This is a genomic window from Billgrantia gudaonensis (genome assembly GCF_900100195.1).
GTDB classification, from domain to species: Bacteria; Pseudomonadota; Gammaproteobacteria; order Pseudomonadales; family Halomonadaceae; genus Halomonas; species Halomonas gudaonensis.
On sequence record NZ_FNES01000006.1, the window covers coordinates 112797 to 137675 of the forward strand.

General features: G+C 65.4%; 27 protein-coding genes. 20 read left to right on the forward strand and 7 right to left on the reverse strand.

Translation table 11 applies throughout. From position 1 onward, the window contains the following. Position 1 precedes the first annotated feature (1 nt). The 12 genes from urtC to BLP96_RS09160 all read left to right on the forward strand — a co-directional run bounded on the left by urtC (position 2) and on the right by BLP96_RS09160 (position 10647). The gene (gene urtC / locus BLP96_RS09105) at positions 2 to 1144 is read left to right on the forward strand and encodes an urea ABC transporter permease subunit UrtC (protein ID WP_089685339.1); all 1143 of its coding nucleotides are present in this window, start codon (positions 2 to 4) and stop codon (positions 1142 to 1144) included. After that, positions 1141 to 1977 carry an urea ABC transporter ATP-binding protein UrtD gene (gene urtD, locus BLP96_RS09110; protein ID WP_089685341.1) on the forward strand — a complete coding sequence of 279 codons (837 nt, stop codon included), beginning with the start codon at positions 1141 to 1143 and terminating at the stop codon, positions 1975 to 1977. The genes urtC and urtD overlap by 4 nt, the downstream gene beginning before the upstream one ends. Continuing rightward, positions 1977 to 2675 (forward strand): urea ABC transporter ATP-binding subunit UrtE, encoded by a 699-nt coding sequence (gene urtE / locus BLP96_RS09115; protein WP_089685344.1) that lies wholly within the window; start codon positions 1977 to 1979, stop codon positions 2673 to 2675. The genes urtD and urtE overlap by 1 nt, the downstream gene beginning before the upstream one ends. Before the next feature lie 340 nt (positions 2676 to 3015). Then, on the forward strand, positions 3016 to 3903 hold the full coding sequence (locus BLP96_RS09120) for an urease accessory protein UreD (RefSeq protein ID WP_089685346.1): 888 nt from the start codon (positions 3016 to 3018) through the stop codon (positions 3901 to 3903). Between the two features lie 99 nt (positions 3904 to 4002). Next, positions 4003 to 4305, forward strand: a complete 303-nt coding sequence (locus BLP96_RS09125) for an urease subunit gamma (protein WP_089685348.1) — start codon at positions 4003 to 4005, stop codon at positions 4303 to 4305. Between the two features lie 160 nt (positions 4306 to 4465). Next, a complete protein-coding gene (locus BLP96_RS09130) occupies positions 4466 to 4792 on the forward strand; it encodes an urease subunit beta (protein ID WP_089685350.1) in 327 nt (108 codons plus the stop codon). Next, entirely contained in the window at positions 4789 to 6492 is a 1704-nt protein-coding gene (ureC, locus tag BLP96_RS09135; RefSeq protein WP_089685352.1) for an urease subunit alpha, read from the forward strand. The genes BLP96_RS09130 and ureC overlap by 4 nt, the downstream gene beginning before the upstream one ends. Before the next feature lie 63 nt (positions 6493 to 6555). Then, positions 6556 to 7071: an urease accessory protein UreE gene (ureE, locus tag BLP96_RS09140; RefSeq protein ID WP_089685354.1), complete on the forward strand. Its 516-nt coding sequence runs from the start codon at positions 6556 to 6558 to the stop codon at positions 7069 to 7071. Then, positions 7061 to 7780 (forward strand): urease accessory protein UreF, encoded by a 720-nt coding sequence (locus tag BLP96_RS09145; protein ID WP_089685547.1) that lies wholly within the window; start codon positions 7061 to 7063, stop codon positions 7778 to 7780. The genes ureE and BLP96_RS09145 overlap by 11 nt, the downstream gene beginning before the upstream one ends. Before the next feature lie 9 nt (positions 7781 to 7789). Then, complete coding sequence (gene ureG / locus BLP96_RS09150; RefSeq protein WP_089685356.1) at positions 7790 to 8437, forward strand: urease accessory protein UreG; 648 nt, start codon at positions 7790 to 7792, stop codon at positions 8435 to 8437. 32 nt (positions 8438 to 8469) lie between these two features. Beyond that, on the forward strand, positions 8470 to 9072 hold the full coding sequence (locus tag BLP96_RS09155; RefSeq protein WP_089685549.1) for a HupE/UreJ family protein: 603 nt from the start codon (positions 8470 to 8472) through the stop codon (positions 9070 to 9072). 144 nt (positions 9073 to 9216) lie between these two features. Then, entirely contained in the window at positions 9217 to 10647 is a 1431-nt protein-coding gene (locus BLP96_RS09160) for a phospholipase D-like domain-containing protein (protein WP_089685358.1), read from the forward strand. A gap of 5 nt (positions 10648 to 10652) precedes the next feature. Here the strand turns inward: BLP96_RS09160 and BLP96_RS09165 are convergent, their stop codons facing one another. After that, positions 10653 to 11582 (reverse strand): YihY/virulence factor BrkB family protein, encoded by a 930-nt coding sequence (locus BLP96_RS09165; protein WP_089685360.1) that lies wholly within the window; start codon positions 11580 to 11582, stop codon positions 10653 to 10655. A 115-nt stretch (positions 11583 to 11697) separates the two neighbouring features. Between BLP96_RS09165 and BLP96_RS09170 the strand changes: the two genes are divergently transcribed. From BLP96_RS09170 to dcd, 5 genes are all read left to right on the forward strand, one after another. Next, positions 11698 to 12255, forward strand: coding sequence for a YqhA family protein (locus tag BLP96_RS09170; protein WP_089685362.1), 558 nt, complete (start codon positions 11698 to 11700; stop codon positions 12253 to 12255). Between the two features lie 105 nt (positions 12256 to 12360). Beyond that, positions 12361 to 12918, forward strand: a complete 558-nt coding sequence (locus BLP96_RS09175) for a hypothetical protein (RefSeq protein ID WP_143005092.1) — start codon at positions 12361 to 12363, stop codon at positions 12916 to 12918. Positions 12919 to 13060: 142 nt separating this feature from the next. Continuing rightward, on the forward strand, positions 13061 to 14197 hold the full coding sequence (locus tag BLP96_RS09180; RefSeq protein ID WP_089685366.1) for a coiled-coil domain-containing protein: 1137 nt from the start codon (positions 13061 to 13063) through the stop codon (positions 14195 to 14197). A 167-nt stretch (positions 14198 to 14364) separates the two neighbouring features. Continuing rightward, the gene (gene apbC, locus BLP96_RS09185) at positions 14365 to 15168 is read left to right on the forward strand and encodes an iron-sulfur cluster carrier protein ApbC (RefSeq protein WP_089685368.1); all 804 of its coding nucleotides are present in this window, start codon (positions 14365 to 14367) and stop codon (positions 15166 to 15168) included. 81 nt (positions 15169 to 15249) lie between these two features. Then, positions 15250 to 15816 carry a dCTP deaminase gene (gene dcd / locus BLP96_RS09190; protein ID WP_089685370.1) on the forward strand — a complete coding sequence of 189 codons (567 nt, stop codon included), beginning with the start codon at positions 15250 to 15252 and terminating at the stop codon, positions 15814 to 15816. 121 nt (positions 15817 to 15937) lie between these two features. On the opposite strand, the gene purN is transcribed toward dcd, so the two are convergent. Further along, entirely contained in the window at positions 15938 to 16678 is a 741-nt protein-coding gene (gene purN, locus BLP96_RS09195; RefSeq protein ID WP_089685373.1) for a phosphoribosylglycinamide formyltransferase, read from the reverse strand. Continuing rightward, positions 16675 to 17736, reverse strand: a complete 1062-nt coding sequence (purM, locus tag BLP96_RS09200) for a phosphoribosylformylglycinamidine cyclo-ligase (protein ID WP_089685375.1) — start codon at positions 17734 to 17736, stop codon at positions 16675 to 16677. The genes purN and purM overlap by 4 nt, the downstream gene beginning before the upstream one ends. Before the next feature lie 141 nt (positions 17737 to 17877). Between purM and BLP96_RS09205 the strand changes: the two genes are divergently transcribed. Both BLP96_RS09205 and hda read left to right on the forward strand, forming a co-directional pair. After that, positions 17878 to 18960 (forward strand): AI-2E family transporter, encoded by a 1083-nt coding sequence (locus BLP96_RS09205; protein ID WP_089685377.1) that lies wholly within the window; start codon positions 17878 to 17880, stop codon positions 18958 to 18960. Beyond that, positions 18957 to 19658 carry a DnaA regulatory inactivator Hda gene (gene hda, locus BLP96_RS09210; RefSeq protein ID WP_089685379.1) on the forward strand — a complete coding sequence of 234 codons (702 nt, stop codon included), beginning with the start codon at positions 18957 to 18959 and terminating at the stop codon, positions 19656 to 19658. The genes BLP96_RS09205 and hda overlap by 4 nt, the downstream gene beginning before the upstream one ends. A 1-nt stretch (position 19659) precedes the next feature. Here hda and BLP96_RS09215 read toward each other — a convergent pair whose 3' ends face one another. Together BLP96_RS09215 and BLP96_RS09220 are read right to left on the reverse strand one after the other, a co-directional pair. Continuing rightward, positions 19660 to 20211: a carboxypeptidase-like regulatory domain-containing protein gene (locus BLP96_RS09215; RefSeq protein WP_089685381.1), complete on the reverse strand. Its 552-nt coding sequence runs from the start codon at positions 20209 to 20211 to the stop codon at positions 19660 to 19662. Between the two features lie 157 nt (positions 20212 to 20368). Continuing rightward, positions 20369 to 20737, reverse strand: coding sequence for a phasin family protein (locus tag BLP96_RS09220; RefSeq protein ID WP_089685382.1), 369 nt, complete (start codon positions 20735 to 20737; stop codon positions 20369 to 20371). Between the two features lie 242 nt (positions 20738 to 20979). Between BLP96_RS09220 and BLP96_RS09225 the strand changes: the two genes are divergently transcribed. Further along, positions 20980 to 22359 (forward strand): class II fumarate hydratase, encoded by a 1380-nt coding sequence (locus tag BLP96_RS09225; protein ID WP_089685384.1) that lies wholly within the window; start codon positions 20980 to 20982, stop codon positions 22357 to 22359. A 24-nt stretch (positions 22360 to 22383) separates the two neighbouring features. Here the strand turns inward: BLP96_RS09225 and glpD are convergent, their stop codons facing one another. Together glpD and BLP96_RS09235 are read right to left on the reverse strand one after the other, a co-directional pair. After that, positions 22384 to 23886, reverse strand: a complete 1503-nt coding sequence (gene glpD / locus BLP96_RS09230; protein ID WP_245682212.1) for a glycerol-3-phosphate dehydrogenase — start codon at positions 23884 to 23886, stop codon at positions 22384 to 22386. 154 nt (positions 23887 to 24040) lie between these two features. Then, positions 24041 to 24799, reverse strand: coding sequence for a DeoR/GlpR family transcriptional regulator (locus tag BLP96_RS09235; protein ID WP_089685388.1), 759 nt, complete (start codon positions 24797 to 24799; stop codon positions 24041 to 24043). Between the last annotated feature and the right edge of the window lie 80 nt (positions 24800 to 24879).

Sequence of the window (24879 nt, forward strand, 5' to 3'; positions counted from 1 at the left end):
CATGCAATCGCGATCCTGGCTGCTGAGGCCATTCAGCGAGCGCTCGACGCAGCTGTTCATCGGAGTGCTGCTCGCGGCTCTGGCGCTGGTCACCGTGCTGCACCTGGCCGTACCGGCCGGTCATCCCCTGAATGTCACGGCCTATACCGTCAATCTGTTCGGCAAGTATCTGAGCTATGCGCTGCTGGCGGTGGCGGTGGACCTGGTGTGGGGCTATCTGGGGATACTCAGCCTGGGCCATGGTGCCTTCTTCGCCCTGGGCGGCTATGCCATGGGCATGTACCTGATGCGTCAGATCGGCGATCGGGGCACCTACGGCGATCCGGTCCTGCCGGATTTCATGGTGTTCTTGAACTGGGAGAGCCTGCCCTGGTACTGGCAGGGCTTCGACATGGCTTGGTTCGCGTTCGCCATGGTGCTGCTGGCTCCGGGGGCGTTGGCACTGGTATTCGGTTGGCTGGCCTTCCGTTCGCGAGTCACCGGGGTGTATCTCTCCATCATCACCCAGGCGATGACCTTCGCTCTGATGCTGGCTTTCTTTCGCAACGAAATGGGCTTTGGCGGCAACAACGGTCTGACCGACTTCCGCGATATCCTCGGTTTCAGCCTGCGCAACGATGCCACGCGTCTGGGCTTGTTCATCGCCACTGGCGTGGCCCTGGCGCTGGGCTACGTGATCTGCCGGGCCATCGTCGTCAGCAAGCTCGGACGGGTATGCGTGGCGACCCGCGATGCCGAGGCGCGCACGCGCTTTCTCGGCTACCGCGTCGAACGCTTCCAGCTCTTCGTCTTCGTGATCTCGGCGATGCTGGCCGGGGTGGCCGGGGCGCTCTACGTGCCTCAGGTGGGCATCATCAATCCCAGCGAGTTCGAGCCGATCTTCTCCATCGAGATCGTGCTGTGGGTGGCGCTGGGCGGTCGGGCGACCCTCTATGGCGCCGTGATTGGGGCGATTCTCGTCAACTATGCCAAGACGGTGTTCACCGGGGTGATGCCCGATGCCTGGCTGTTCGCCTTGGGGGCCCTGTTCGTGCTGGTCACCGTGTTCCTTCCCAGGGGTGTGGCGGGGCTGCTCGCCTATCGCTTCAAGCGCCAGCGCCGCTCATCCGACGATACCGCGACTCCCCAGGAGGCAAGCGCATGAGTCTTCTACGCTCTCTGGCCGACCGTGACCGGGTGTTCGACTTCCTGGTGCCGGCGGCGTCTCCCGTGGACGTGCGCCATGGGCCGATCCTCTATCTGGAGGACGTGACCGTCAGCTTCGATGGCTTCAAGGCCATCGACGGCCTCGACCTGACCATCGACGACGGTGAGCTGCGCTGCATCATCGGCCCCAACGGTGCCGGCAAGACCACCATGATGGACATCATCACCGGCAAGACGCGCCCCGACACCGGCAAGGTGTGGTTCGGCAGCCGTCACGATCTGCTGGCCATGAACGAGCCGGAAATCGCCAGCTTGGGGATCGGTCGCAAGTTTCAGAAGCCCACGGTTTTCGAGGCGCTCAGCGTGTTCGAGAACCTCGAGCTGGCCATGGCCGCCGACAAGCGGATTCTACCGACGCTGATGGCGTGCCTGACCGGCGAGGTTCGCGATCGCATCGATGAGGTGCTCGCCACCATCGGACTGGCCGGCTTGCGCCACCGTCCGGCGGGGATTCTCTCCCACGGGCAGAAACAGTGGCTGGAGATCGGCATGCTGCTGATGCAGCGGCCGCGGTTGTTGCTGGTCGATGAGCCGGTGGCCGGCATGACCGAGCAGGAGATGGAGCGTACCGCCGAACTGCTCACCGGTCTGGCCGGTGCGGGCAAGCAGTCGGTGGTGGTGGTGGAGCACGACATGGGGTTCGTGCGCTCCATTGCCCGCCAGGTAACGGTGCTGCACCAAGGCAGCGTGCTGGCCGAGGGGAGCATGGACCGGATCTCGCACGACCCCAAAGTCATCGAGGTCTACCTGGGCGCGGAGGAGGCCGCCTGATGCTGACCGTCGACGAACTCAACCAGTACTACGGCGAGAGTCACACCCTGTGGGATCTCGATCTCGAGGTCCCGGCGGGGCAATGCACTTGCGTGATGGGCCGCAACGGGGTCGGAAAGACCACCCTGATGAAGGCGATCATGGGCGAGGTGGCGGTGGCTTCCGGCAGCATTCGCTATGCCGATGACGTCGAATTGACCCGACGCCGGGTGGAGGATCGCTCGCGGTTGGGGATCGGCTACGTGCCTCAGGGGCGGCAGATCTTCCCGCTGCTCACCGTGGAGGAGAACCTGCGCACCGGTCTTGCCGCCCGCGGCGATGGCCGCCGCCGCATTCCCGAACGCGTCTTCGAGCTGTTTCCGGTGCTCGCGGAGATGAAGCACCGCCGTGGCGGCGATCTCTCCGGCGGGCAGCAGCAGCAACTGGCCATCGGTCGGGCTCTGGTGCTAGAACCGCGCCTGCTGATCCTCGACGAACCGGGAGAGGGCATTCAACCCAATATCGTCACCCAGATCGGTCAGGTGATTCGCCAACTGATTGCCGAGGATGGCCTGACCGTGCTGCTGGTGGAGCAGAAACTGCCCTTCGCCCGTCGGTTCGCCGATGGCTTCGTGATCATGGATCGTGGCCGCCCGGTGGCCAGGGGAACCATCGGCGAGCTTTCCGACGTGCTGATCAAGGAGCATCTGACGGTCTAGGCTCTGGGGCTGCGGGCTGCGGGCTGCGGGCTGCGGGCTGCGGGCTGCGGGCTGCGGGCTGCGGGGGCCAAGGGCTTCGAGATATGAGCCGTGGGTCAGGAGCACACGTCTCGGTGACGGTGTCTGCCTCGTTCCATGGCGGTGCGCACGCTGCTGTAGCGCACCCCAATGGTGCCGATGCCTGCCCTTAAGCGGCGCCGATGGTGCAAGCGGGATGTCGCACAGCACTTTGTGTACAAAGTATGTCGCTGATAAATCGACTGTTTGTCGCATTTTCACCAGATTGGTACACGGCTTGCTGAGGGAGGGTAACACCCTCGAACGCACAGGTTGCTTGTCAATGACGGCCATTCCGCGCGCCATCCCCTCCGGTTTCGATTCGGGTCACCGCTTCGATGTCGGTCGACGCTGGGCGGCCTCCCTCGAACTCGGTTTTGCCGCCCGCCAGGGCGTCACGCGGATGGTCGCCACTCGTCACCGAGGCCCGCTGCGGGTACAGCGCCCCTTTCATCCCGAGGGCCGCGTGGGCACTTGTCATGTCTACCTGCTGCATCCGCCCGGTGGACTGGTCAGCGGCGATGCCCTGGCCATCTCGGCGCGAGTCGAGGCGGGGGCGCAGGCGTTGTTGACCACGCCGGCCGCCAGCAAGCTCTATCGGGCCGACAGCCATGGCGTGGCCTGGTCACAGCACACGCGACTCAGCGTCGCCGATGGGGGGCAGCTGGAGTGGCTGCCGCAGGAGACGATCGCCTTCGACGGCTCCCGCGGCGAGCAGGTCACCACCATCGCTCTCGAAGGTGACGCCCGTTGTCTGGGCTGGGAGATGATGGCGCTGGGGCGGCCGGCCAGCCAGTTGCCTTACGCGTCCGGGCGCATCGAGCAGCGCTTTCGCTTGATGCGCGACGGGGCGCCGCTGTGGCTGGAGCGTCAGCCCCTGGACCCGACCCACCCGCGTTTCCTCGGGCGCTGGGGCCAGGGTGGGGCCAGCGTCCAGGCCACCCTCTGGGCGGTGGGACTCATCGATGAGACCGAAGCCATCGAGGCCCTGCGCGAAGCACTGCCCGCCAGCCCGTGCTGGGCGGTCACGATACGCCACGGCGTGATGCTGTTGCGCTATCTGGGTCTGGAGCGTAACGAGGCTTGGGACCTCTGCGAGCGCGCTTGGCAGGTGCTGCGACCGCGGCTGATCGGTCGCGAGGCCTGTGTGCCACGGATCTGGAGGACATGACGGCACTCGTGCCGGCTACGGGCGACGAGCCGCGGGCTTCGAGCATCATGCCGAAGCCGGAAGCCCGAAGTGCCGTTCTTACATCTTGAGGAGACCGCTGTGGAACTGACCCCTAGAGACAAGGACAAGCTGCTGCTGTTTTCGGCGGCCCAGCTGGCCGAGCGTCGCTTGGCGCGTGGCCTCAAGCTCAACTATCCGGAGGCGGTGGCACTGATCAGCTTCGAGATTCTGGAAGGCGCCCGCGACGGCCAGAGCGTGGCCGAGCTGATGAGCCACGGGCGCGAGATCCTGACCCGCGATGACGTCATGGAGGGAGTGGCCGAGATGGTCGATGAAGTTCAGATCGAGGCCACGTTTCCGGACGGCACGAAGCTGGTCACCGTCCACGAACCGATCGTCTAAAACTGGCAGCACTCGGCCATGTGGTGTTGGCATCGCGACAAAAAATGCTCATTGACGAAAGTAAACGCCGCTTTTTTGCCGCTCGCCACCTTACCTGTGGCCTGCGTTCGCTCAGTTTTAGCCGTTCTCAAGCAGCCACAAGCGAAGGGGGAAGCGCTCGATGATTCCCGGTGAATATCAATTGAAGGATGGCGAGATCGAACTCTGCGAAGGGCGCGAGCGGATCGCCGTCGAGGTCGCCAACACCGGCGACCGACCCATCCAGGTGGGCTCCCACTACCACTTTGCCGAGACCAATCCGGCGCTGCGATTCGACCGCGACGCGGCGCGCGGTTACCGCCTCGACGTGGCTGCCGGTACGGCGATTCGCTTCGAGCCCGGCCAGACTCGTCAGGTGACGCTGATTCCCTACGTCGGGCGACGCCACGTCTACGGCTTTCGCGGCGAGGTGATGGGGGCGCTCGACGCCCAGGGAGGTCTGTCATGAAGATCTCTTGTCAGGCCTATGCCGACATGTACGGTCCTACCGTGGGCGACCGGGTGCGCCTTGGCGACACCGAGTTGTGGATCGAGGTCGAACGCGATGCCACTCACTACGGCGACGAGGTGAAGTTCGGCGGCGGCAAGGTGATTCGCGACGGGATGGGACAGAGCCAGCGCCATGACGACAGCGTGATGGATACCGTGATCACCAACGCGCTGATCCTCGACTGGTGGGGCGTCGTCAAGGCCGACGTGGGCATCCGTGGCGGGCGGATCGAAGCCATCGGCAAAGCCGGCAACCCGGATACCCAGCCGGGCGTGGAGATCGTCATCGGCCCCGGCACCGAGGTGATCGCCGGGGAAGGCAAGATCCTCACCGCCGGGGGCCTGGACGCGCACATCCACTTCGTCTGCCCGCAGCTGGTGGAAGAGGCACTGATGAGCGGGATCACCACCATGCTGGGTGGTGGCACCGGGCCGGCCACCGGCACCAATGCCACGACCTGCACGCCCGGCGAGTGGCACATTGGCAAGATGCTGCAGGCCGTCGATGACCTGCCGATGAACATCGGCTTTCTCGGCAAGGGCAACGCGAGCCTGCCCGAACCTCTGGAAGCGCAGCTCGAGGCCGGGGCCATGGGGCTCAAGTTGCACGAGGACTGGGGCACGACACCGGCGGCCATCGATAACTGCCTCGCCGTGGCCGAGCGATACGATGTCCAGATTGCCATTCATACCGATACGCTGAACGAGTCGGGCTTCGTGGAGGATACGCTCGCCGCTTTCAAGGAGCGCTGCATTCACACTTACCATACCGAGGGCGCCGGAGGCGGCCATGCGCCGGACATCATCACCGCCTGTGCCAAGCCGTACGTGCTGCCGTCGTCCACCAACCCGACGCGGCCCTATACGGTCAACACCATCGATGAGCATCTCGACATGCTGATGGTGTGCCACCACCTGGATCCCAAGATTCCCGAGGACGTGGCCTTCGCCGACTCGCGCATCCGCCGCGAGACCATCGCTGCCGAGGACATTCTCCACGACCTGGGCGTGATCTCGATGATCGCCTCCGACTCCCAGGCCATGGGCCGCGTGGGGGAGGTGGTGTGCCGGACCTGGCAGACCGCCCACAAGATGAAGGTGCAACGCGGCCTGCTGCCCGAGGACGAGGCCCTGGGCGCCGACAATTTCCGCGCCAGGCGCTACATCGCCAAGTACACCATCAATCAGGCCATCACGCATGGCATCGCCCATGAGGTGGGCTCGGTGGAGGTAGGCAAGCTCGCTGACCTGGTGCTATGGAAGCCTGCCTTCTTCGGTACCAAGCCGGCCATGATCATCAAGGGAGGCATGATCGCTGCCGCGCCCATGGGCGACCCCAACGCCTCGATTCCCACGCCCCAGCCGGTGCACTACCGACCCATGTTCGGCGCCTTCGGGCGTGCGGCGAGCCGGACGCGGCTGACCTTCGTCAGCCAGGCGGCGCTGGATGGCGGAGTCAAGGAAAAGCTGGGGCTCGCCAGCGAGCTTTCGGCGTGCAAGAACGTGCGCGGCGTGCGCAAGAGCGACATGAAGCTCAACGATGCCTGCCCCGATCTCAGCGTCGATCCACAAACCTACGAAGTGCGCTGCGACGGTGAGCTGCTGACCTGTGAGCCGGCCACTGAGCTGCCATTGGCGCAGCGCTACCACTTGTTCTGAGCTACGGGCTACGGGCTACGAGCCCGAAGCTCGCGGCTCGCAGCCCGCGACTGAGGTTGAACCATGCTGAAACTGATCGAACGTCTGGGGCCCATCGAAGCGAGCCAGGAGGCCGATACCCTGACGCTGCCCTATGAACTGCGCATTCGCGGCCGACTCAAGGCGCTGAGCGATACCGGTCGCGAGCTGGGCCTGTTCCTCGACCGCGGACCGGTGCTGCGCGACGGCGAGGGCTTGCGCGCCGTGAGTGGCGAGATCGTGCGGATCCGGGCCGCCATCGAGCCGGTAGTGACCGCCCGGATCTCAGCCGGCCTGCCGCTGGCGCGGCTCGCTTACCACCTGGGCAATCGCCACGTGCAACTGGCGTTGGGCGAGGACGAGCGGGGTGGCTACGTGCGCTTTCCACCGGACCACGTGCTGGAAGCGCTGGCCGAGTTGCTAGGAGCGAGCCTGGAACGACACGAGGCTCCCTTCGATCCCGAGCCGGGCGCTTATAACCAGCTCGGCCATTCGCATTCACACGCCCATGGCCACGAGCACGATCATGACCACCACCACGGCCATCACCATGCCCACTGAGGGATTCCCATCGGGGATGGCGCAAGGCAACGACCTGGCACTGCTGGGGCTGCTGCAACTGGTCAGCCCGGCGTTGCCCATCGGCGCTTTCGCCTTCTCCCAGGGTCTGGAGAGTGCCTTCGAGCTGGGTTGGGTCAGAGACGAAGCCAGCCTCGGCGAGTGGCTCGAGGGTGTGCTGGACGACGGCTTGACCCGCTGCGAGCTGCCGGCGCTGGCGCGGCTGCAGGCGGCCTGGGCGAGCGGCGACGGTCTGGCCGTGGCCGAGTGGGACGCCTGGCTTGCCGCCAACCGCGAGACCGCCGAACTCGCCGCCGAGGATGCCCGGCTCGGCGCATCGCTCGTGCGTTTGCTGGGCAGTCTGGCGCTGTTGCCCGAGGACCTTGCGGAGGGGGTGCCGGCGATGCCCGACAGGGCCGGTTACGTGACGGCTTTCGCCTGGGCCGCTCATCGCCGCGGCATTCCGGTTCGCCAGGCGCTGCTCGGCTTTGCCTGGACCTGGCTGGAGAACCAGTTGGCGGTGGCCTGCAAGGCGCTGCCATTGGGCCATACCGCCGCCCAGCGGCTCGTCGAACGGCTACGGCCGACTGTGGTGGTTGCGGTGGACGAGGCCCTGGCCCTGGGCGATCACGAGCTCGGACCGGCGCTGCCCGGCCTGGCCCTGGCCAGCGCCTTGCACGAGACCCAGTATTCGCGGCTATTCAGAAGTTAGGAGATCGACATGACACATTGCCTACGCGTCGGCGTCGGTGGCCCAGTGGGCTCCGGCAAGACGGCGCTGCTCAAGCAACTCTGCCTGGCCCTGCGCGACCACTACGACATTGCCGTGGTCACCAACGATATCTATACCCGCGAGGACGCCGATTTCCTGCTGCGCCACGAGGCGTTGCCTGCGGATCGCATCCTCGGTGTGGAGACCGGTGGCTGCCCGCACACGGCGATCCGCGAGGACGCCTCCATGAACCTGGCAGCCATCGACGAGCTCCAGGAGCGTCACCCGGGCCTCGAACTGGTACTCGTCGAGTCCGGCGGCGACAACCTCTCGGCCACCTTCAGTCCCGAACTCTCCGATCTCACCCTGTACGTGATCGACGTTTCCGCCGGCGACAAGATTCCGCGCAAGGGTGGGCCGGGCATCACCAAGTCCGATCTCTTGCTCATCAACAAGATCGACATCGCCGAGCAGGTGCACGCCTCGCTCGAGGTGATGGAACGCGACGCGAAGACGATGCGCGGCGAACGCCCTTTCGTCTTCACCAACCTCTATGACGGCGTCGGGCTGGAGACCGTCATCCAGTTCATCCTCGACCGCGGCATGCTGCCGGAGCGCCGGCCTCAGAGTACCGGCACGGCCGGTGCCGGAGTCTGACCCTTTTGGCATTCGACAAGGAGTTCACCACCATGAGACTGCGTTATTCCGCCACGACTCGTGCTGCCCTTGCGGCGGCTCCAGCCCTGCTGCTGGTCGCCGGCCTGAGCGTTGCCCATCCCGGTCACGATGCCGCCCACGGCGGCGGTTTCGCCGCGGGGCTGACCCATCCGTTGCTGGGACTCGATCACCTACTGGCCATGTTCGCCGTGGGACTTTGGAGCCTGCGCCAGGCAAGGTCTCTGAGGCTGATGGCACCCGTACTCGCCATCGGTGGCATGCTGCTGGGAGCCACCTTCTCCTGGGCAGGCCTGCAGCTGCCCGGCGTGGAGTTCGGCATCGCCATGAGCGTGCTGCTGGCCGGCGTGCTGGTCGCTGCCTTGGCGCGGGTGCCGGCGGTGCTGGGGGGTGCCGCCGTGATGCTGTTCATGATCTTCCATGGCCATGCCCATGGCGGTGAAATGCCGCATGGCGTCAGTGCGTTGGCCTATTTGGTGGGGTTCAGCTTGGCGACCCTGGCCATTACCCTGACCGGCCGTCTCGCCGGCGACTGGCTGATGGCCCGCGAGCATCGCGTGTTGCGCGGCCTGGGTGCTGCGATCGCCGCCATGGGGGCGTTATTCGCCTTTGGCTGAATGCAGGACGGTCAGTTCCGAAGCAGTGCGCCCGGCTCCGACCGGGCGCACTGCGTTCGAGCCTGCCTTCGGAGTATGCTGGCGATGGGAGGTAGGATGCGCGCGCAGGGAGTAGGGCGGTTGGCCAAGGCGAGGAGGCAAGGAATGTGGCTATGGATCGTGGCGGCGGTACTGGCGGCCTGGTTTGCCATGGGGGTCTGGCAGCGTTTCAAGCCGCTGCCGGAAAGCGTTGGCCGTGCCTGGCCGGAGCGTGCCGCCGAGCGGGTGCGTTTCCTGGCCGACGTGACCTGGTACGACGCCGAGGGCGAGCGCCACATCGATCAGACCATCTTCGACGAGATCCTCGCGCTGATCGGTCAGGCCCGGCGCCTGGTGCTGGTCGACATGTTCCTGTTCAACGACTTTGCCGGCAGCGCCGACGGCGCCGAGTTCCGTCCGCTCTCCCGGGAACTGACCGGGGCCTTGGTAGCGGCGCGGCGGCGCCATCCCGACCTTGAGGTCGTGGTGATCAGCGACCCGCTGAACACCCTCTACGGGGGGCTCGAGCTACCCCATTTCGAGCGGCTGCGCGAGGCTGGCGTGCGGGTGGTGGAAACGGACCTGAACCGGCTTCGGGCCTCCAACCCGCTGTGGTCGGGGCTGTGGCATCTGGGGCCGCGCTGGCTGGGCAATCGCGCCGATGCGGGCTGGCTGCCCAACCTCCTGGGGCCCGGCCGGGTGACGCTGCGGAGCTATCTCGCCATGCTCAATTTCAACGCCAATCATCGCAAGACGCTGGTGGTGGATCGGGGCGATGACTGGGTCGGGCTGGTCACTTCAGCCAATCCGCACGATGCCAGCAGCTTGCACGGTAACGTGGGGCTGAGGTTTTCGGGGCCAGCGGCCCACGACTTGCTGGCTTCCGAGCGGGCGGTGGCGGCCTGGTCGGGAGTTGATCTGTCCGAGTTTTCGCCCCCCGTGGCCGAAGGCGGCGAAGCGGCCGAAGCGCGTATTCAACTGCTCACCGAGGGGGCAATCCGCGACGCCACGATCGCGGCCATCCAGGCCGCCGATACAGGCGACCGGCTCGACGTGGCGGTGTTCTATCTGGCCCATCGCGGGGTGATCCGGGCACTCGAGCGAGCGCAGGGCAGGGGCGTGGCGGTGCGCGTGCTGCTCGACCCCAACCAGGATGCCTTCGGGCTGGTGAAGGGCGGCATTCCCAATCGTCCGGTGGCCCATGAGCTTCACGAGGCCGGCATTCCCGTACGCTGGTGCGTCAGTCGCGGCGAACAGTGCCACTCCAAGCTGCTGCTGCGCTGGCCCGCCGATGACGATGCCGAGGCGGAGATGATCCTGGGCTCGGCGAACTTCACCCGGCGCAATCTGGACGACCTGAACCTGGAGACCAGCGTGCGCCTGGTGGGTGCGGTGGATACGCCGGCGCTGGCCGAGGCGGCGGCCTTCTTCGAGTCGCGCTGGGCCAGCACGCCGGAGCATACGACCAGCGAGCCCATCGCTGCGCATGACGACGTCAGCCGCTGGCAGCACCTACGCTACCGGATCATGGAGTCGAGCGGATTGTCGACCTTCTGATGCGCTCAGTCGACGCGGGTCACGGCCTGGTGCCGAGGGTCGACGTACCAGGGCAGGCCGAGTCGGGCGTTACGCTCCAGTTCGGCGATCACCTGGGCGCCGAGCAACAGGATGATGGCGCCGACCTCCAGACTCAGCAGCACCACGATCAGGGTGGCCAGCGAGCCGTAGACGGCGTTGACGAAGGAGAGGTTGGCGAAATAGTAGACCAGCAGCAGTCGCACGCCTTCCCATAGCAGCGCTGCCACGAATCCTCCCACGATGGCTCGGCGAAGGGCGATGCGCACCACGGGCAACACCTTGTAGATGGCGCTGAACAGCGCGAACACCCCGCCGAAGCTGAACAGGTTGAGCGCTGTCTCCGAGAGCCCGGCCAGGGGGAGTTCGCGGTCGAACAGGGCGAGCCACAGACTGTTCACGGCGCCCGCCAGGGTGACCAGTAGCGTCAGGGCCAGCAGGCCGGCACCGAGCAGCAGCATGAACAGATAAGGCAGCAATACCGAGACCCAGACGCTACGCCCGCTGTGGACGTCGGTTGCATGGAAGATGAGCGCCAGGGCGTCCTCCAGCATGCGAAAGGCGAAGGAACTGAAAATCAGCAGTACCAGGGTGCCGAACAGTCCGATGACCTCCGGTGAATCCAGCAGTGTGCGTACGGCATCCAGCAGAACCTCGGCGTGCGCCGGTGCCAGGTGGCGTGCCTGTACGGAGAGCACGTCGAACAGAGCCCGCTCGTCGACGACCTGCGTGAGCAGTACTGCCAGCAGGGCGAATAGCGGCACGATGGAAAGCAGTATGTTGTAGCCGACCCCGCCGGCCAGCAGGATGCCGCGGTTGCGCAGGAACGCCGCCAGCACGCGCCACAGGAAGCTGGCTACCCTCGGCAGCAGGACGAAGGCCAGGTGGCGGGAACGGGTCGATGGAGGAGAGGCCATGCGCTATCCCTGTCGGGGCTCTTTCCGGCATGATACGTGCAGTTAGACATCGACGGTCAAACGAATCCGGCCTTGCCGTCGATCGTTGCCATCCATTCGCCACGAGGAGCCTGGCATGAGCGAGGCACTGCCCCCTGAAAATCCCCGTCCCGACACTCCGCAAAGCCCTCTCGAGCGGCGTTTCGAGCAGTTTCTCTGGCAGTCGCGCTTGCTGGTGTTGCTGGCGGTGATTCCCGCACTGCTGGGTGCCTTGACGCTCTTCGTGATCGCCAGTCTGGATATCTTCTCGGTGGTGATGGACACTTGGCGTCACTACGTAACGGGCGGTTCGGACATTCACAAGAGCGTGGTCACCGATATCATCGTCGCCGTCGACATCTACCTCATCGCACTGGTATTGATGATTTTCGGGCTCGGGGTCTACAAGCTCTTCGTGTCGCGGATCGAGCCTGCCGAGGGACGCGACCCCTCGCACCCCTTCAATGTCCAGTCGTTGGACCAACTCAAGGACAAGATCGCCCGGGTGGTGATCCTGGCGGTGATCATCGAGTTCTTCCGTGCGGTGGTGGGCATCCAGTTCGCTACGCCACTGGATGCGATCTACCTGGCGCTCTCGGTACTCGCCCTCGCGCTAGCGCTGTATCTCATGGCGCTGGCGCACAAGGCGGAGTGAGCCGAGCCGGCAGGGGCCGCTCATCGACCATACTGCTTCGCATCGACGATGACAGGGCCGCGCATGTTGCCGTTCCGATCAAGGTGGAGAGTCCATTGCCGTTGCGTGATCTGGACGGCGTTGCTGGCGCTGCTGGCTGGTTGCACCGGTCGGCTGGTGCCGCCCGCCGAGGTGGCCGATCCGGTGGACGTCTACCTGCTCGACCATGGCCGTCATGCCAGCCTGGTGATGCCTCATCACGAGGGGGGCGTGGTGCGCTACAGCTACGGCGATTGGCAATGGTACGTGGAAGGGCGGCGGCACCTGCTGTCAGGGGCGGCGGCGATGCTGTGGCCGACCGCCGGGGCATTGGGGCGGCGTATCGACGAGGGACTGGAGCTTCCCGCCCAGCTCTCGCGCCTGTCCCCCGAAGGGGTGGCGGCGAGCCATCCGCTGGTGGTCGAACGCTCGCGCGCCAGGGCATTGAGCCGACGGCTGGATGCGCGCTTTGCCGCTGCGGGACCTGGCGTCGAGAGCCCCGAGTTCAACCTCGTCTTCGTCCGCGATCCGCGTGACTACTGGCTGGTGCATCAGTCCAACCTGGTCGTGTCCGGCTGGCTGGAAGAGCTGGGCGTGGAGGTGAGAGGGCTTCCCTGGCTGTCCCGTTGGCGCATGACTCATTGAGCGTTGAAACCCTGATGCGAGTCATCTCCCGGTCGTGCAAGACTGTGGAAACGTATCAGTGTGTGTATGCTGAAATATCGACGGCACGTGTTTGCCGCCCGTATGGCGGTAAGCGTCATCGATCAACTGGAGGGTGCAGCCCATGTCGGATAACCCCAACAGCGCCTTGTTCAAGGACAATCGCGTCAAGGCCCTGGCTGCCGTGGCAGTGATTGCCATCGTCTGGGCCATCTTTGCCCACACCAGCGGTAGTTCCTATCGCGAGCACAGCGAGGCACTCGAATCACAGCTCTCGAGCATGGAAGCCGAGAACCAGGAACTCAGCAGCCAACTCGAGAGCCGCGAGTCGCAGCTTGCCGACCAGGAAGAAGCGGGTGAGGAGTTGGCCGCTCTGAAGTCTGAGATCGCCGAACTCGAGGAAGAGCGCGAGGCCATGCAGTCGGAAATGGCCGAGCAGCAGGCAGCCGCCGAGGACCAGCTCGAGGCGCTCGAGGCCGAGATCGAGGATGCCGAGGCGGAGCTGGCCGATCTACGCGAGCAGCAGGAGTCGCTACAGTCCGATATCGAGGCTCGCCAGGACGAGCTCGCCGAGGTGGAAGAGCGTCTGGCGGCTCTGCGCGACGAGCAGCAGTCGGCCGAGGAGGCTCTCGACGAGGCCGTCTCCGAGCGAGAAGCCGCCGTGACAGAACGCGAAGAGGCCGAGGCGGCTCGCGATGATGCCATCGAAGAGCGAGAGAGCGTCGTGACGGCCCGCCAGGAAGCGGAGGTCGCGCGGGATCTGGCGGACAATGAGCTGGCTGCCATCGAGGACGAGATCACCGCCGCCCTGGAGCGGCTGGAAAGCCTGGATGCCGAGATTGCCGAGCGCGAAAGCATGCGCGAGGCGCTCGACGACGACATCGCTGCGCTGGAGACCTGGCGTGACGAAGTGGCCGAAGAGGTGGGCACCATTCGCGAGGATCGCGACGCCCTCCAGGCCGAGGTGGAGCAGGCGCGCATCGATCTCGACGATACCCTGGCTGCCATGGAGATCGGTCGCGAGGAACTGGCCGATCTCGATGAGCAGACGGCGCAGCGGGAGGCGCAGCTCGAGCGCCTGGAGTCGCAGCTGGCCAACTGGCGTGACGAACTGGAACAGCTCCAGCAGCGGACGGCTTCTAATGAGGCGCCAGCCTCTGAATCTGAAGCGATGGCGGAATCTGACGACAGCGCTGATGATGAAGAGTCAGACGAGGGTGCCTCCGCCATGGATGCCCAGTCCCAAGCACTCCAGGAGTAAGCGGCCGAGCAACAGCAGCTGGCTTAGCAAACCAAATAGGCCACTGGGAAGTAACGAACGGCGAGCCTGGCTCGCCGTTCGTCGTTTCGGGCCACTGCACGTTATACTGCTAACGGAACTCACCGTTGCGGCGGTCGCCGCTTCGCCATCAGCACGAGGAGTCAATCGTGATCGAAGGGGTCAAGCATATCGTCGCCGTGGCATCCGGGAAGGGCGGTGTCGGCAAGTCGACCGTCACCGTCAACCTGGCGCTGGCCGCGGCTGCCGAGGGCTACCGGGTGGGCATTCTGGATGCCGACATTCACGGCCCCAGCCAGGCGCAGATGCTGGGCGTCGGCGAAGGCGTGCGTCCCCAGGCCGCTGGCGAGAACCGCATGCGCCCGCTCGAAGCTCACGGGATTCAGGCCATGTCCATGGCCTTCATGGTCGACATACGCGAACCCATGGTGTGGCGCGGCCCCATGGTAGCCGGTGCCTTCCAGCAACTGCTCACCCAGACCGTCTGGGACGACCTGGACGTGCTGTTCATCGACATGCCGCCGGGAACCGGCGACATCCAGCTCACCCTGGCACAGAAGGTGCCGGTGGACGGGGCGGTCATCGTGACCACGCCCCAGGACATCGCCCTGCTGGATGCCCGCAAGGGCATCGAGATGTTTCGCAAGGTCAACGTGCCGGTGCTCGGCGTGGTGGAGAACATGAGCCTGCACGTCTGCTCGAAATGCGGCCACAGCGAGCCGATCTTCGGCGAGGGTGGCGGCGAGCGCATCGCCGGCGAATACGACACGCGGGTACTGGGACGGCTGCCGCTGGCACTGGGCATCCGCGAGCAGGCCGATGGCGGCCGGCCCACCGTGGTGGCCGAACCCGAAAGCGAGGTCACCGCCACCTTCCGCGACATGGCCCGACAGGTAGCCGAACAGCTGGCGGATCAGTCGCCCGAGGGGCCGTCCATCTCGTTCAGCGAGTGAAGCGTGGCGTCACCCCGTGACGCTCGCCAGTGGGGCCGCTATCATGGCGGCCCCGACTTCTTTCCACGAGCAGGACGACCCATGAGTATCAAATCCGACCGTTGGATCCGCCGCATGGCCGAGCGGGAAGGCATGATCGAGCCCTTCGAAGCCGATCAGGTTCGCTATGTGAACGATCAGCGGGTGATCTCCTACGGGACGTCCAGCTACGGCTACGATGTGCGCTGTGCCGACGAGTTCAAAGTGTTCACCAACATCCACTCGGCGGTGGTCGACCCCAAGGGTTTCGACGAGAAGAGCTTCGTCGACATCAAGGGCGACGTCTGCGTCATTCCACCCAACTCCTTCGCCCTGGCACGCACCGTGGAATACTTCCGCATCCCGCGCAGCGTGCTGACCATCTGTCTGGGCAAGTCGACCTACGCACGCTGCGGCATCATCGTCAACGTCACCCCGCTGGAGCCGGAGTGGGAAGGGCACGTGACTCTGGAGTTCTCCAACACCACCAATCTGCCGGCCAAGATCTACGCCAACGAGGGGGTGGCGCAGATGCTGTTCCTGGAATCCGACGAGGTTTGCGAGACCTCCTACAAGGATCGCGGCGGCAAGTACATGGGGCAGAGAGGCGTGACCCTCCCGAGGACCTGACCCGGCGAAGCCGGCTCAGAAGCGGGAAGATAGTCTGCTTCGCGGACGTAAGCCTGAAGCTGGAAGGAAAACCGCCCCTGGCGCTTGCCATGGGGCGGGTTGCTTTAGACTGCCTTCCAGCTTACCTCTCTGGATCCTCGTCCAGCTCCTCCGCCGCATCGGCGTGGGACATGCGCAGCCCGTGAGGCGGCAGTGCGACGCCATCGAAGGTGGCGCCACCGTTGGCGAACTTCAGTCGACCTTCCAGGCACCACTTCACGGCGATGGGGTAGATCAGGTGCTCGCGGGCATGCACCTTGGCCTTGAGACTCTCCTCGGTTTCGTCTTCGCTCACCTCGACCACGGCCTGGAGCACCACGGGGCCGCCATCCAGCTCTTCGGTGACGAAGTGCACGCTGCAGCCGTGCTCGGCAACGCCGTCGGCCAGTGCCCGGGCATGGGTGTTCAGCCCCTGGTAGGCGGGCAGCAGCGACGGGTGGACGTTGAGCATGCGCCCCAGAAAGCGCTGCACGAAGCGTGGCGTGAGGATGCGCATGAAGCCGGCCAGCACGATCAGGTCGGGCTCGTGACGTTCGATCACCTTGATCAGAGCGCCATCGTAGGCATCGCGGCTGTCGTACTCACGGTGCGGAAGCACCACTGCTTCGATGCCGGCTTCGTGGGCGCGGTGCAGGCCGTAGGCGTCTGGCTCGTTGGAAATCACGGCGACGATGTCACCGCCCAGGCGGTCGTGGGCCTGTTCGTCGATCAGCGCCTGCAGGTTGCTGCCGTTGCCGGAGATCAGCACCACGACCCGGCGCGTTTCGGCGGGCTGGGGTGCCATATCGTTGAGGGTGTCGCTGGCGTAGTCGGTGTCGCTCATGCCGTGAGGTTCTCCAGCCGGACTGCTTCCCCGTCGCCGCGAGTGACGATCTCACCGATGCGCTGGACTGTCTCTCCCTGCGCCTGCAGGTGAGCACGGGCTTGATCGGCCTGGTCGGCCGGTACCACCACGACCATGCCGATGCCGCAGTTGAGCACGCGGTGAAGTTCGTGCTCGTCGACGTTGCCTTCACGCTTGAGCCAGTCGAAGACGGCGGGGCGTTCCCAGCTTGCGGCGTCGATGCGCGCGGCAAGGCCTTCCGGCAGCACCCGCGGCAGGTTCTCGACGAGCCCGCCGCCGGTGATGTGGGAGAGTGCGTTGACGGTCACGCCGCTTTCACGGATCAGCGACAGCAGCGGCTTGACGTAGACTCGGGTAGGGGCCAGCAGGGCGTCGGCCAGTGGCCGGCCGTCGATGGCGGTGTCGAGGTTGGCGCCGCTCACTTCGAGGATCTTGCGAATCAGCGAGTAGCCGTTGGAGTGCGGTCCGGAAGAGGCGATGCCCAGCAGCACGTCGCCCTCGGCTACCCGACTGCCGTCAAGGATTTCGGACTTCTCGACCACGCCGACGCAGAAGCCGGCCAGGTCGTAGTCGCTGCCCTGGTACATGCCGGGCATCTCGGCGGTTTCGCCGCCCACCAGAGCGCAGCCGGCCTGCGCGCAGCCCTCGCCGATGCCGGTGACCACGTCGGCGGCGATGTCCACATCGAGCTTGCCCGTGGCATAGTAGTCGAGGAAGAACAGCGGCTCGGCGCCGGCCACCACCAGGTCGTTGACGCACATGGCGACCAGGTCGATGCCGATGGTGTCGTGGCGGCCAAGGTCCATCGCCAGGCGCAGTTTGGTGCCCACGCCGTCGGTACCGGAGACCAGCACCGGTTCGCGATAGCCGGAGGGCAGTTGGCACAGCGCGCCGAAGCCACCCAGGCCGCCCATCACCTCGGGGCGGGTGGTGCGCTTGGCCACGCCCTTGATGCGGTCGACCAGGGCATTGCCGGCGTCGATATCGACACCGGCATCCTTGTAGCTGAGCGAGGGGCGGGAAGGGGAATCGGTCATCTCGGGTCCTGTCGTGGGTCGTCGGCATGCTGCGCCGTTCGCTGGGCGAGCCGATGCAGTGGGCAAGATCGGGGTCGAAATTGTAGCATCATGGCAAGCGACTGGCAGCCGCCAGGGGCGCCGCGACACAGGGAGAGCGGGATGCGCAGAGAGTGGTGGGTGGCCATCGGCCTGACAGCGCTGGTGCTGTGGTTTTTCGTCAGCATCGAACCGGTGCTGATGCCTTTCTTCGTCAGCATGATCCTCGCCTACCTGGGCGATCCCCTGGCCGATTGGCTGGAGAGTCGCGGCCTGTCGCGCCGCCTGGCCGTGGCCCTGGTATTCCTGCTGTTGACGCTCGTCGTGGTGATCACCCTGCTTCTCGTGCTGCCCATACTCGGTCGCCAGCTCGGCCAACTGATCGATTCGTTGCCGGCGGTGCTCAACTGGGTCGAGCAGAGCGTGGTGCCGCGAATTCAGGCGCTGACGGGCCTGGATCTCTCCACCGACATCGGTCAGCTGCGCCAGGCAGTGGTCGACAACTGGCGGGAGACCGGCACTGCGGCGGCGACGCTGCTCGCCCAGGTGTCGCGTTCGGGGCTCGCTCTGGTGGGGTGGATCGGCAATCTGGCGCTGATTCCGGTGGTCACCTTCTACCTGCTGCTCGATTGGGACGTCATCGTCGCCAAGGTGCGTGCGGCGTTGCCGCGGCGCTGGGAGCCCGATGCGGTGCGTCTGGCCGGACAGTGCGACGAGGTGCTTTCCGCCTTCCTGCGCGGGCAACTGGTCGTGATGCTGTGCCTGGGCGTGATCTACGCCATCGGCCTGACTCTGCTTGGCGTGCGCTTCGGGCTGTTGATCGGCCTGCTGTCGGGCCTGGCGAGCATCGTTCCCTACCTGGGCGTGATCGTGGGGATCAGCGTTGCCGGGCTGGTGGCTTTCTTCCAGTTCGGTGACTGGCTGATGCTGCTGGGCGTGGCGGCGGTATTCGCCTCCGGTCAGGTTGTCGAGAGCGTGGTACTGCAACCCAAGCTGCTCGGCGACAAGATCGGCCTGCACCCGGTGGCGGTGATCTTTGCCGTACTGGCTGGGGGCAACCTCTTCGGCTTCACTGGCGTATTGCTGGCGCTGCCGGCGGCAGCGGTGATCATGGTACTCTTGCGGGAACTCAACGATCGCTACAAGCGCAGCCGCTTGTACGATGTCAGTCGGCCGGAGCGCCCCCACGACGAGGAGTCGCCATGAGTCGAGCACCCGCGCAGCTGCCGCTGGGCGTGGGGCTGCGCGATGATGCCACCTTCGCCAACTTCCACGCCGGGCCCAATGCCAGCCTGGTCGATCGGCTCGTGCGTCAGCTCGATGGCGAGGGAGAGCCGTTTCTCTACCTGTGGGGGGCGGCAGGGACGGGGCGTAGCCATCTGCTGCAGGCGGCCTGCCATGCGGCCTCGGACCGGGACCGCCGTGCCCTCTACCTGCCGCTGCGCGAGCTGGGCCATTTCCCGCCGCTCATGCTGGAGGAAGTCGAGAGACTGGATCTGGTGGCCATCGACGATCTGGAAACCGTAGTGGGTCGCCGACGTTGGGAGGAGGGGCTCTTTCACGCCTTCAACCGGCTACGCGATGCGGGGCGACGCCTGGTGATAGCGGCGGCTGCCCCGCCGCGGCAGTTGCCGGTCGAGCTGGCGGATCTCGCCTCGCGGCTTTCCTGGGGCATGACCTACCACGTCAAGGCGCTCGACGACGAGGAGCGCTTGGCCGCCTTGCAGCTGCGTGCGCGGGTGCGCGGCATGCAGCTCTCCGGTGAGGTGGCGCGCTATATGTTGCATCGCGGTCCGCGCGAGCTGGGCGAGCTTTGCGAATCGCTGGCGATTCTCGACCGCGCCTCGCTCTCCGCTCAGCGCAAGTTGACGATTCCTTTCGTCAAACAGGCGCTGGGCTGGTGAGTCAGCGACTCAGTTCGAGCTGGAGATGCTGGCCCGGACCGAGCGAGACCTGGCGAATCACGATGCCGGGATTCCCGCTGCGCGGATTCTCGACGCTGCCCGAAACGTAGAACTCGCCGGACGGCAGGCCGGAGAGCTTGAAGCGTCCGCTGCCGTCGGTACGCGTGGTATGGGTGTATTCGCGGGCGCGTGGGTCGGCCGGCTCCACGGCGACGCCGGCGAGAGCCTTTTCGGCCGCTTCGGCTGAGTAGGTGGTGACGGGGGCGACGGCAATGGCGGCCTGGGCAGCAGCCCTGCCACCAACGGTCAGACGACCGCTGATCGCTGCCGTTCCGCACTTTTCCAGACGGGCGTATTCGGACTCGGGAAAAGCCACCTTGCGGGCCACTCGATCCGAGGAAGAGGGCCGCTTTTCTGGCTCGGGCTCGCTAGGGGTCGGCTCGCTGCGGTCGATGACCTCGATACGCTCGGGCGAGGTGGTGGAGCGTGGCTCCATCATCTGGCAGCCGGCCAGCGTCAGGCCCAGCAGCATGGCGATGATCCAGGCTTTCATGGTGTGCGGTCCTCGTGATCGTTGGCCCCGTGCATCTCGAGGATAGCCGATGCACCGCCGTCGCTGACAGGCCGGGACAGTCTCGAGTGGTGCCGCACAACGCGCAGGGCCCGCCGATTGGCGGGCCCTGCGATCGACAACGTCGCGCCGTCGGACGTTACTTGGCGGCCTTGGTGGCCGTTTCCTGGGCTTGCTTGACGCTGGTCTCGGTCAGCTTCTGGCTCTGCTGCACGAAGTCTTGCTGCAGGGCGACGACTTTCTCGGCATCCCCCTTCAGGCGTTCGGTCAGTTCCTTGGCGACTTTCTGCTGGCCTTCCAGGTAGCTGCGCAGGCCTTCGGCGTCCTTGACGTCGAGGAAGTCGCGCACCTGAGCGAGGCAAGTGTCGGCATAGCTCTTGCCGGCCTCGAACTGGGCGTTGGTCAACTTCTCGGTGTAGTCGATACCCAGTGCGGCATAGGCGCGAGCCGGGCCGAAGAAAAGAGTTTCGAACTGTTGGGTGAACTGTTGAGTATTGAAGTGGGTCATGGACGACCTCCGTTCGAATGGCAAGGCAATGTGGCGTTGGCATGGCTGGATGGCCATGCGGTGCGTCTGTTGCAGTGCAACATAGCAGTTCGTTTTGTGCATTGCAACATGTCTTGCGAGCCCTCGTCTTCGCCTCGCGGAGAGAAGGCAAGGCCGTCGTCTGCGAGCGGGTGACCTTGAAAGCCACGGGTGGGAGCACGATGCTGCTATGAGGTCTTTCGATCCCCTGCAAGGAGACGATCATGAGCGAGCAACGAATCGAGCGCGACAGCATGGGCGAACTGGCGGTCCCGCGCGACGCGCTCTATGGTGCCCAGACGCAGCGTGCCATCAACAATTTCCCTGTTTCTGGCCAGCCGCTGCCAGCGTCGTTCATCCACGCCATTGCCCGCATCAAGCTCGCTGCGGCACAGGTCAATGCCGAGCTGGGGCTCCTGGATGCCGAGCGAGCCGAGGCCATCATCGAGGCGGCACAGGCCATCGTCGACGGACAACACGATGACCAGTTTCCGGTCGACGTGTTTCAGACCGGCTCGGGCACCTCGAGCAACATGAACGTCAACGAGGTGATCGCCACCCTGGCCAGTCGCGACGGCCTTTCTGTCGGGGCCAATGACCATGTCAACATGGGGCAGTCGAGCAACGATGTCATCCCCACGGCACTACACCTGTCTGCAGCGTTGGCGGTCACCGTGTCGCTGCGACCGGCGCTGGTGCAGCTGCGCCAGACCATCGATGCCCGTGCCGTCGAGCTCGACGGGGTGGTGAAGACGGGACGCACCCACCTGATGGACGCCATGCCACTGCGCATGAGTCAGGAGCTGGGTGGCTGGTCGAGCCAGGTGGGTCAGGCGATCGAGCGCTTCGACGGTGCGATGCTGCGTCTGACGCGCTTGGCTCAGGGCGGCACGGCCGTGGGTACCGGCATCAATGCGCATCCTGAATTTGCCGAGCGCATGGCGCGGGCATTGAGCGAGCAGACCGGCCTGTCGTTGTCCCCCAACGACAGCTTCTTCGCCAGCCTGGGTAGCCAAGACGCCGCCGTGGAGCTCTCCGGTCAGTTGCGAGGCCTGGCCTGCGTGATCATGAAGATCGCCAACGACCTGCGCTGGATGAACTCCGGTCCGCTGGCGGGGCTCGGCGAGATCGAGCTCGAAGCGCTACAGCCCGGCAGCTCGATCATGCCCGGCAAGGTCAACCCGGTGATTCCCGAGTCTGCGGCTCAGGCGGCGGCGCAGGTGATCGGTCTGGATACCGCCATTACCGTGGCCGGCCAGAGCGGCAACTTTCAGCTCAACGTCATGTTGCCACTGGTCGCCAGCAACCTGCTGACCCAGGTCACCCTGATGACGAATGTATCGCGGCTGCTGGCCGAGCGGGCCATTGCCACCTTCAAGGTGCGCGAGGCGAATCTGGCGGAGCCTCTGTCGCGCAACCCCATCCTGGTGACGGCGCTCAACTCGGTGATCGGCTACGATGCGGCCGCCGCCATCGCCAAGTCGGCCTACCAGGCAGGTCGGCCGATCATCGACGTCGCCGAGGAGCAGACGGATCTGTCGCGGGAGGAGCTCGAACGGCTGCTCGACCCGGTGGCGCTGACGCGGGGCGGCATCCCGGAGTAGCCATCGGCTGCCAGGCCAGGGCGCTCAGGCGGCGGGTTCGTGGCGCCGCTGGGCCAGATAGTCTTCGAGACGGTTGCGCTGGGCCGGACTCAGGCGCAGGCCGAGCTTGCTGCGGCGCCACAGGATGTCGCTGACATCCCGTGCCCACTCCTGATCGATGAGGTAGTCGACTTCGGCCTCCGTCAGACCCGCGCCCAGAGCCTCGCCCAGATCGTCCTGACGATCGGCATCGGCGAGGAAACGCCGACACAGTGAGCCGTAGGTGCGCGAAAAGCGCTGCACCTGATCTTCGCTCAGGAAGGGGAAGTCGCGACGTAGCTCTTGCTGGAAAGCGACTTGGCTGTCGATGTCGCCTCCCGGCAGGGGGTAAGCGCTCGTCCAGGGCGCGCCCATGGTCGGCAAGTGGGGCGCAAGGCTATGAAGGGCCGCCTCGGCGAGCTTGCGGTACGTCGTGATCTTGCCGCCGAACACCGAGAGTAGCGGGGCCCCAGCGTCGTCGAGATCCAGGGTATAGTCGCGTGTCATGGCGGTGGGCTCGGCCGATTCGTCGTCGCACAGCGGGCGGACTCCCGAGAAGGTACGCAGCACGTCGCCGCGGGTGAGCGGTGTACGGAAGTGCTCGTTGACCACCGACAGCAGGTAGTCGATCTCCGCATCGCTGGCGGCTGCGCTGGCTGGGTCGTCGTCATGGCGGCAGTCGGTCGTGCCGATGAGGCTGAAATCGTCTTCGTAGGGCAGCACGAACACGATTCGCTTGTCGGTGTGCTGCAGGATGTAGGCGCGCGCATCGGGGTTGCGGCGCGGCACGATGATATGGCTGCCACGGATCATGCGTACGCTGTGGCGCGAACGGCGGTGGGTTCGCTCGCGTACGATTCGGTCGACCCAGGGTCCGGTCGCATTGACCAGTACGCGGGCGTACCGTCGGGTGATCCGGCCGCTGATGACGTCCTCCAGGGTGATCTCCCAAATCCCCTCGACCTCGCGGGCGTCTACGCAACGGGTGCGCACTCGTATGTCGGCACCGTGCTGGCGAGCCTGCATGGCATTGAGAACCACCAGGCGAGCGTCATCCACCCAGCAGTCCGAATATTCGAAGCCACGGGTGATGTCGCCGGCGAAACCGTGCTCGGTACCCAGGCGAATTCCGCGGGAACTCGGCAGGCGCTGCCGCTTGCCCAGGTGGTCGTACAGGAAGAGGCCGGCGCGCAGCATCCATGCCGGTCGCAGGTGGCCACGATGAGGCAGTATGAAGCGTAGTGGCCAGATGATGTGGGGTGCCTTGGCCAACAGGACTTCGCGTTCATGCAGCGCCTCGCGCACCAGGCGAAATTCCCGATGCTCCAGGTAGCGCAACCCGCCATGGATCAGCTTGCTGCTGGCAGATGAGGTCGCGCCGGCCAGATCGCCTTGCTCGCAAAGTGCCACGGCCAGGCCGCGCCCGGCCGCATCGTTGGCGATGCCGGTGCCGTTGATGCCGCCGCCGATCACGAAGATGTCGAGCGGGTTGCTGGGGGTGTCGTTCATGTACGCTCCCGAAAGGGCAAGCGGTGGGTCGGGATCGATATGTTTGAAAGCGAAAATAGACGATAAAAAATCGAACATCAAGCGATGGCACACTGCCATGACTCGCGGCCTGGGGCGCGAGCCGTTTTGGCGCGGGGGAAGGGGGCTGCCGAATTCAGGCGACGTGCAGGGTGACGTCGTGCTGCTGGAGCAGGCTGAGGATGGCTTCGGGCGGCTCGCGGTCGGTGAACAGCGCATCCAACTGGGCGAGATTGCCTTGCCTGACCACCGGGTTGCGCTGGAACTTGGAATGGTCGGTGGCCAGGAAGACTTGTCGGGAGTTCCGGATGATGGCCTGGGCGACACGCACTTCTTGGTAGTCGAATTCGAGCAGCGAGCCATCCTCGTCGATGCCGCTGATACCGATGATGCCGAAATCCACCTTGAATTGGTTGATGAAATCGATGGTGGCTTCACCGATGATGCCGCCGTCGCGAGTGCGCACCTGACCGCCGGCGACGATGACGTTGAAATCTTCCTTGTGCTGGAGAATCGCCGCGACGTTCAGGTTGTTGGTGATGATCTCCAGCCCATGGTGATCGAGCAGCGCCTCGGCAATCACCTCGTTGCTGGTGCCGATGTTGATGAACAGAGAAGCCTGGTCGGGAATGTGCCGGGCCACCAGGGCGGCAATGCGCTGCTTGGCATCCAGGTTGAGCGTCTTGCGCGTGGAGTAGGCGGTGTTGACGGTGCTCGATTCCAGGCCGGCGCCGCCGTGGACGCGACGAATCAATCCTTCGGTGGACAGCGCATTGAGATCGCGTCGAATGGTCTGCGGCGTTACCGTGAAATGTTCCGTGAGCTGTTCGATGCTGGCATAGCCTTGACGGCGCACCAGCTCGACGATGGCGTCCTGGCGTTGTTGCTGATTCATGGCGTCTCCCTGTGGCTGGCGCCAGTGTAGGCGATTGGCGTGGGGCAAGCAGCTTCCGGGCCGTCGTTGCGACCATCGTC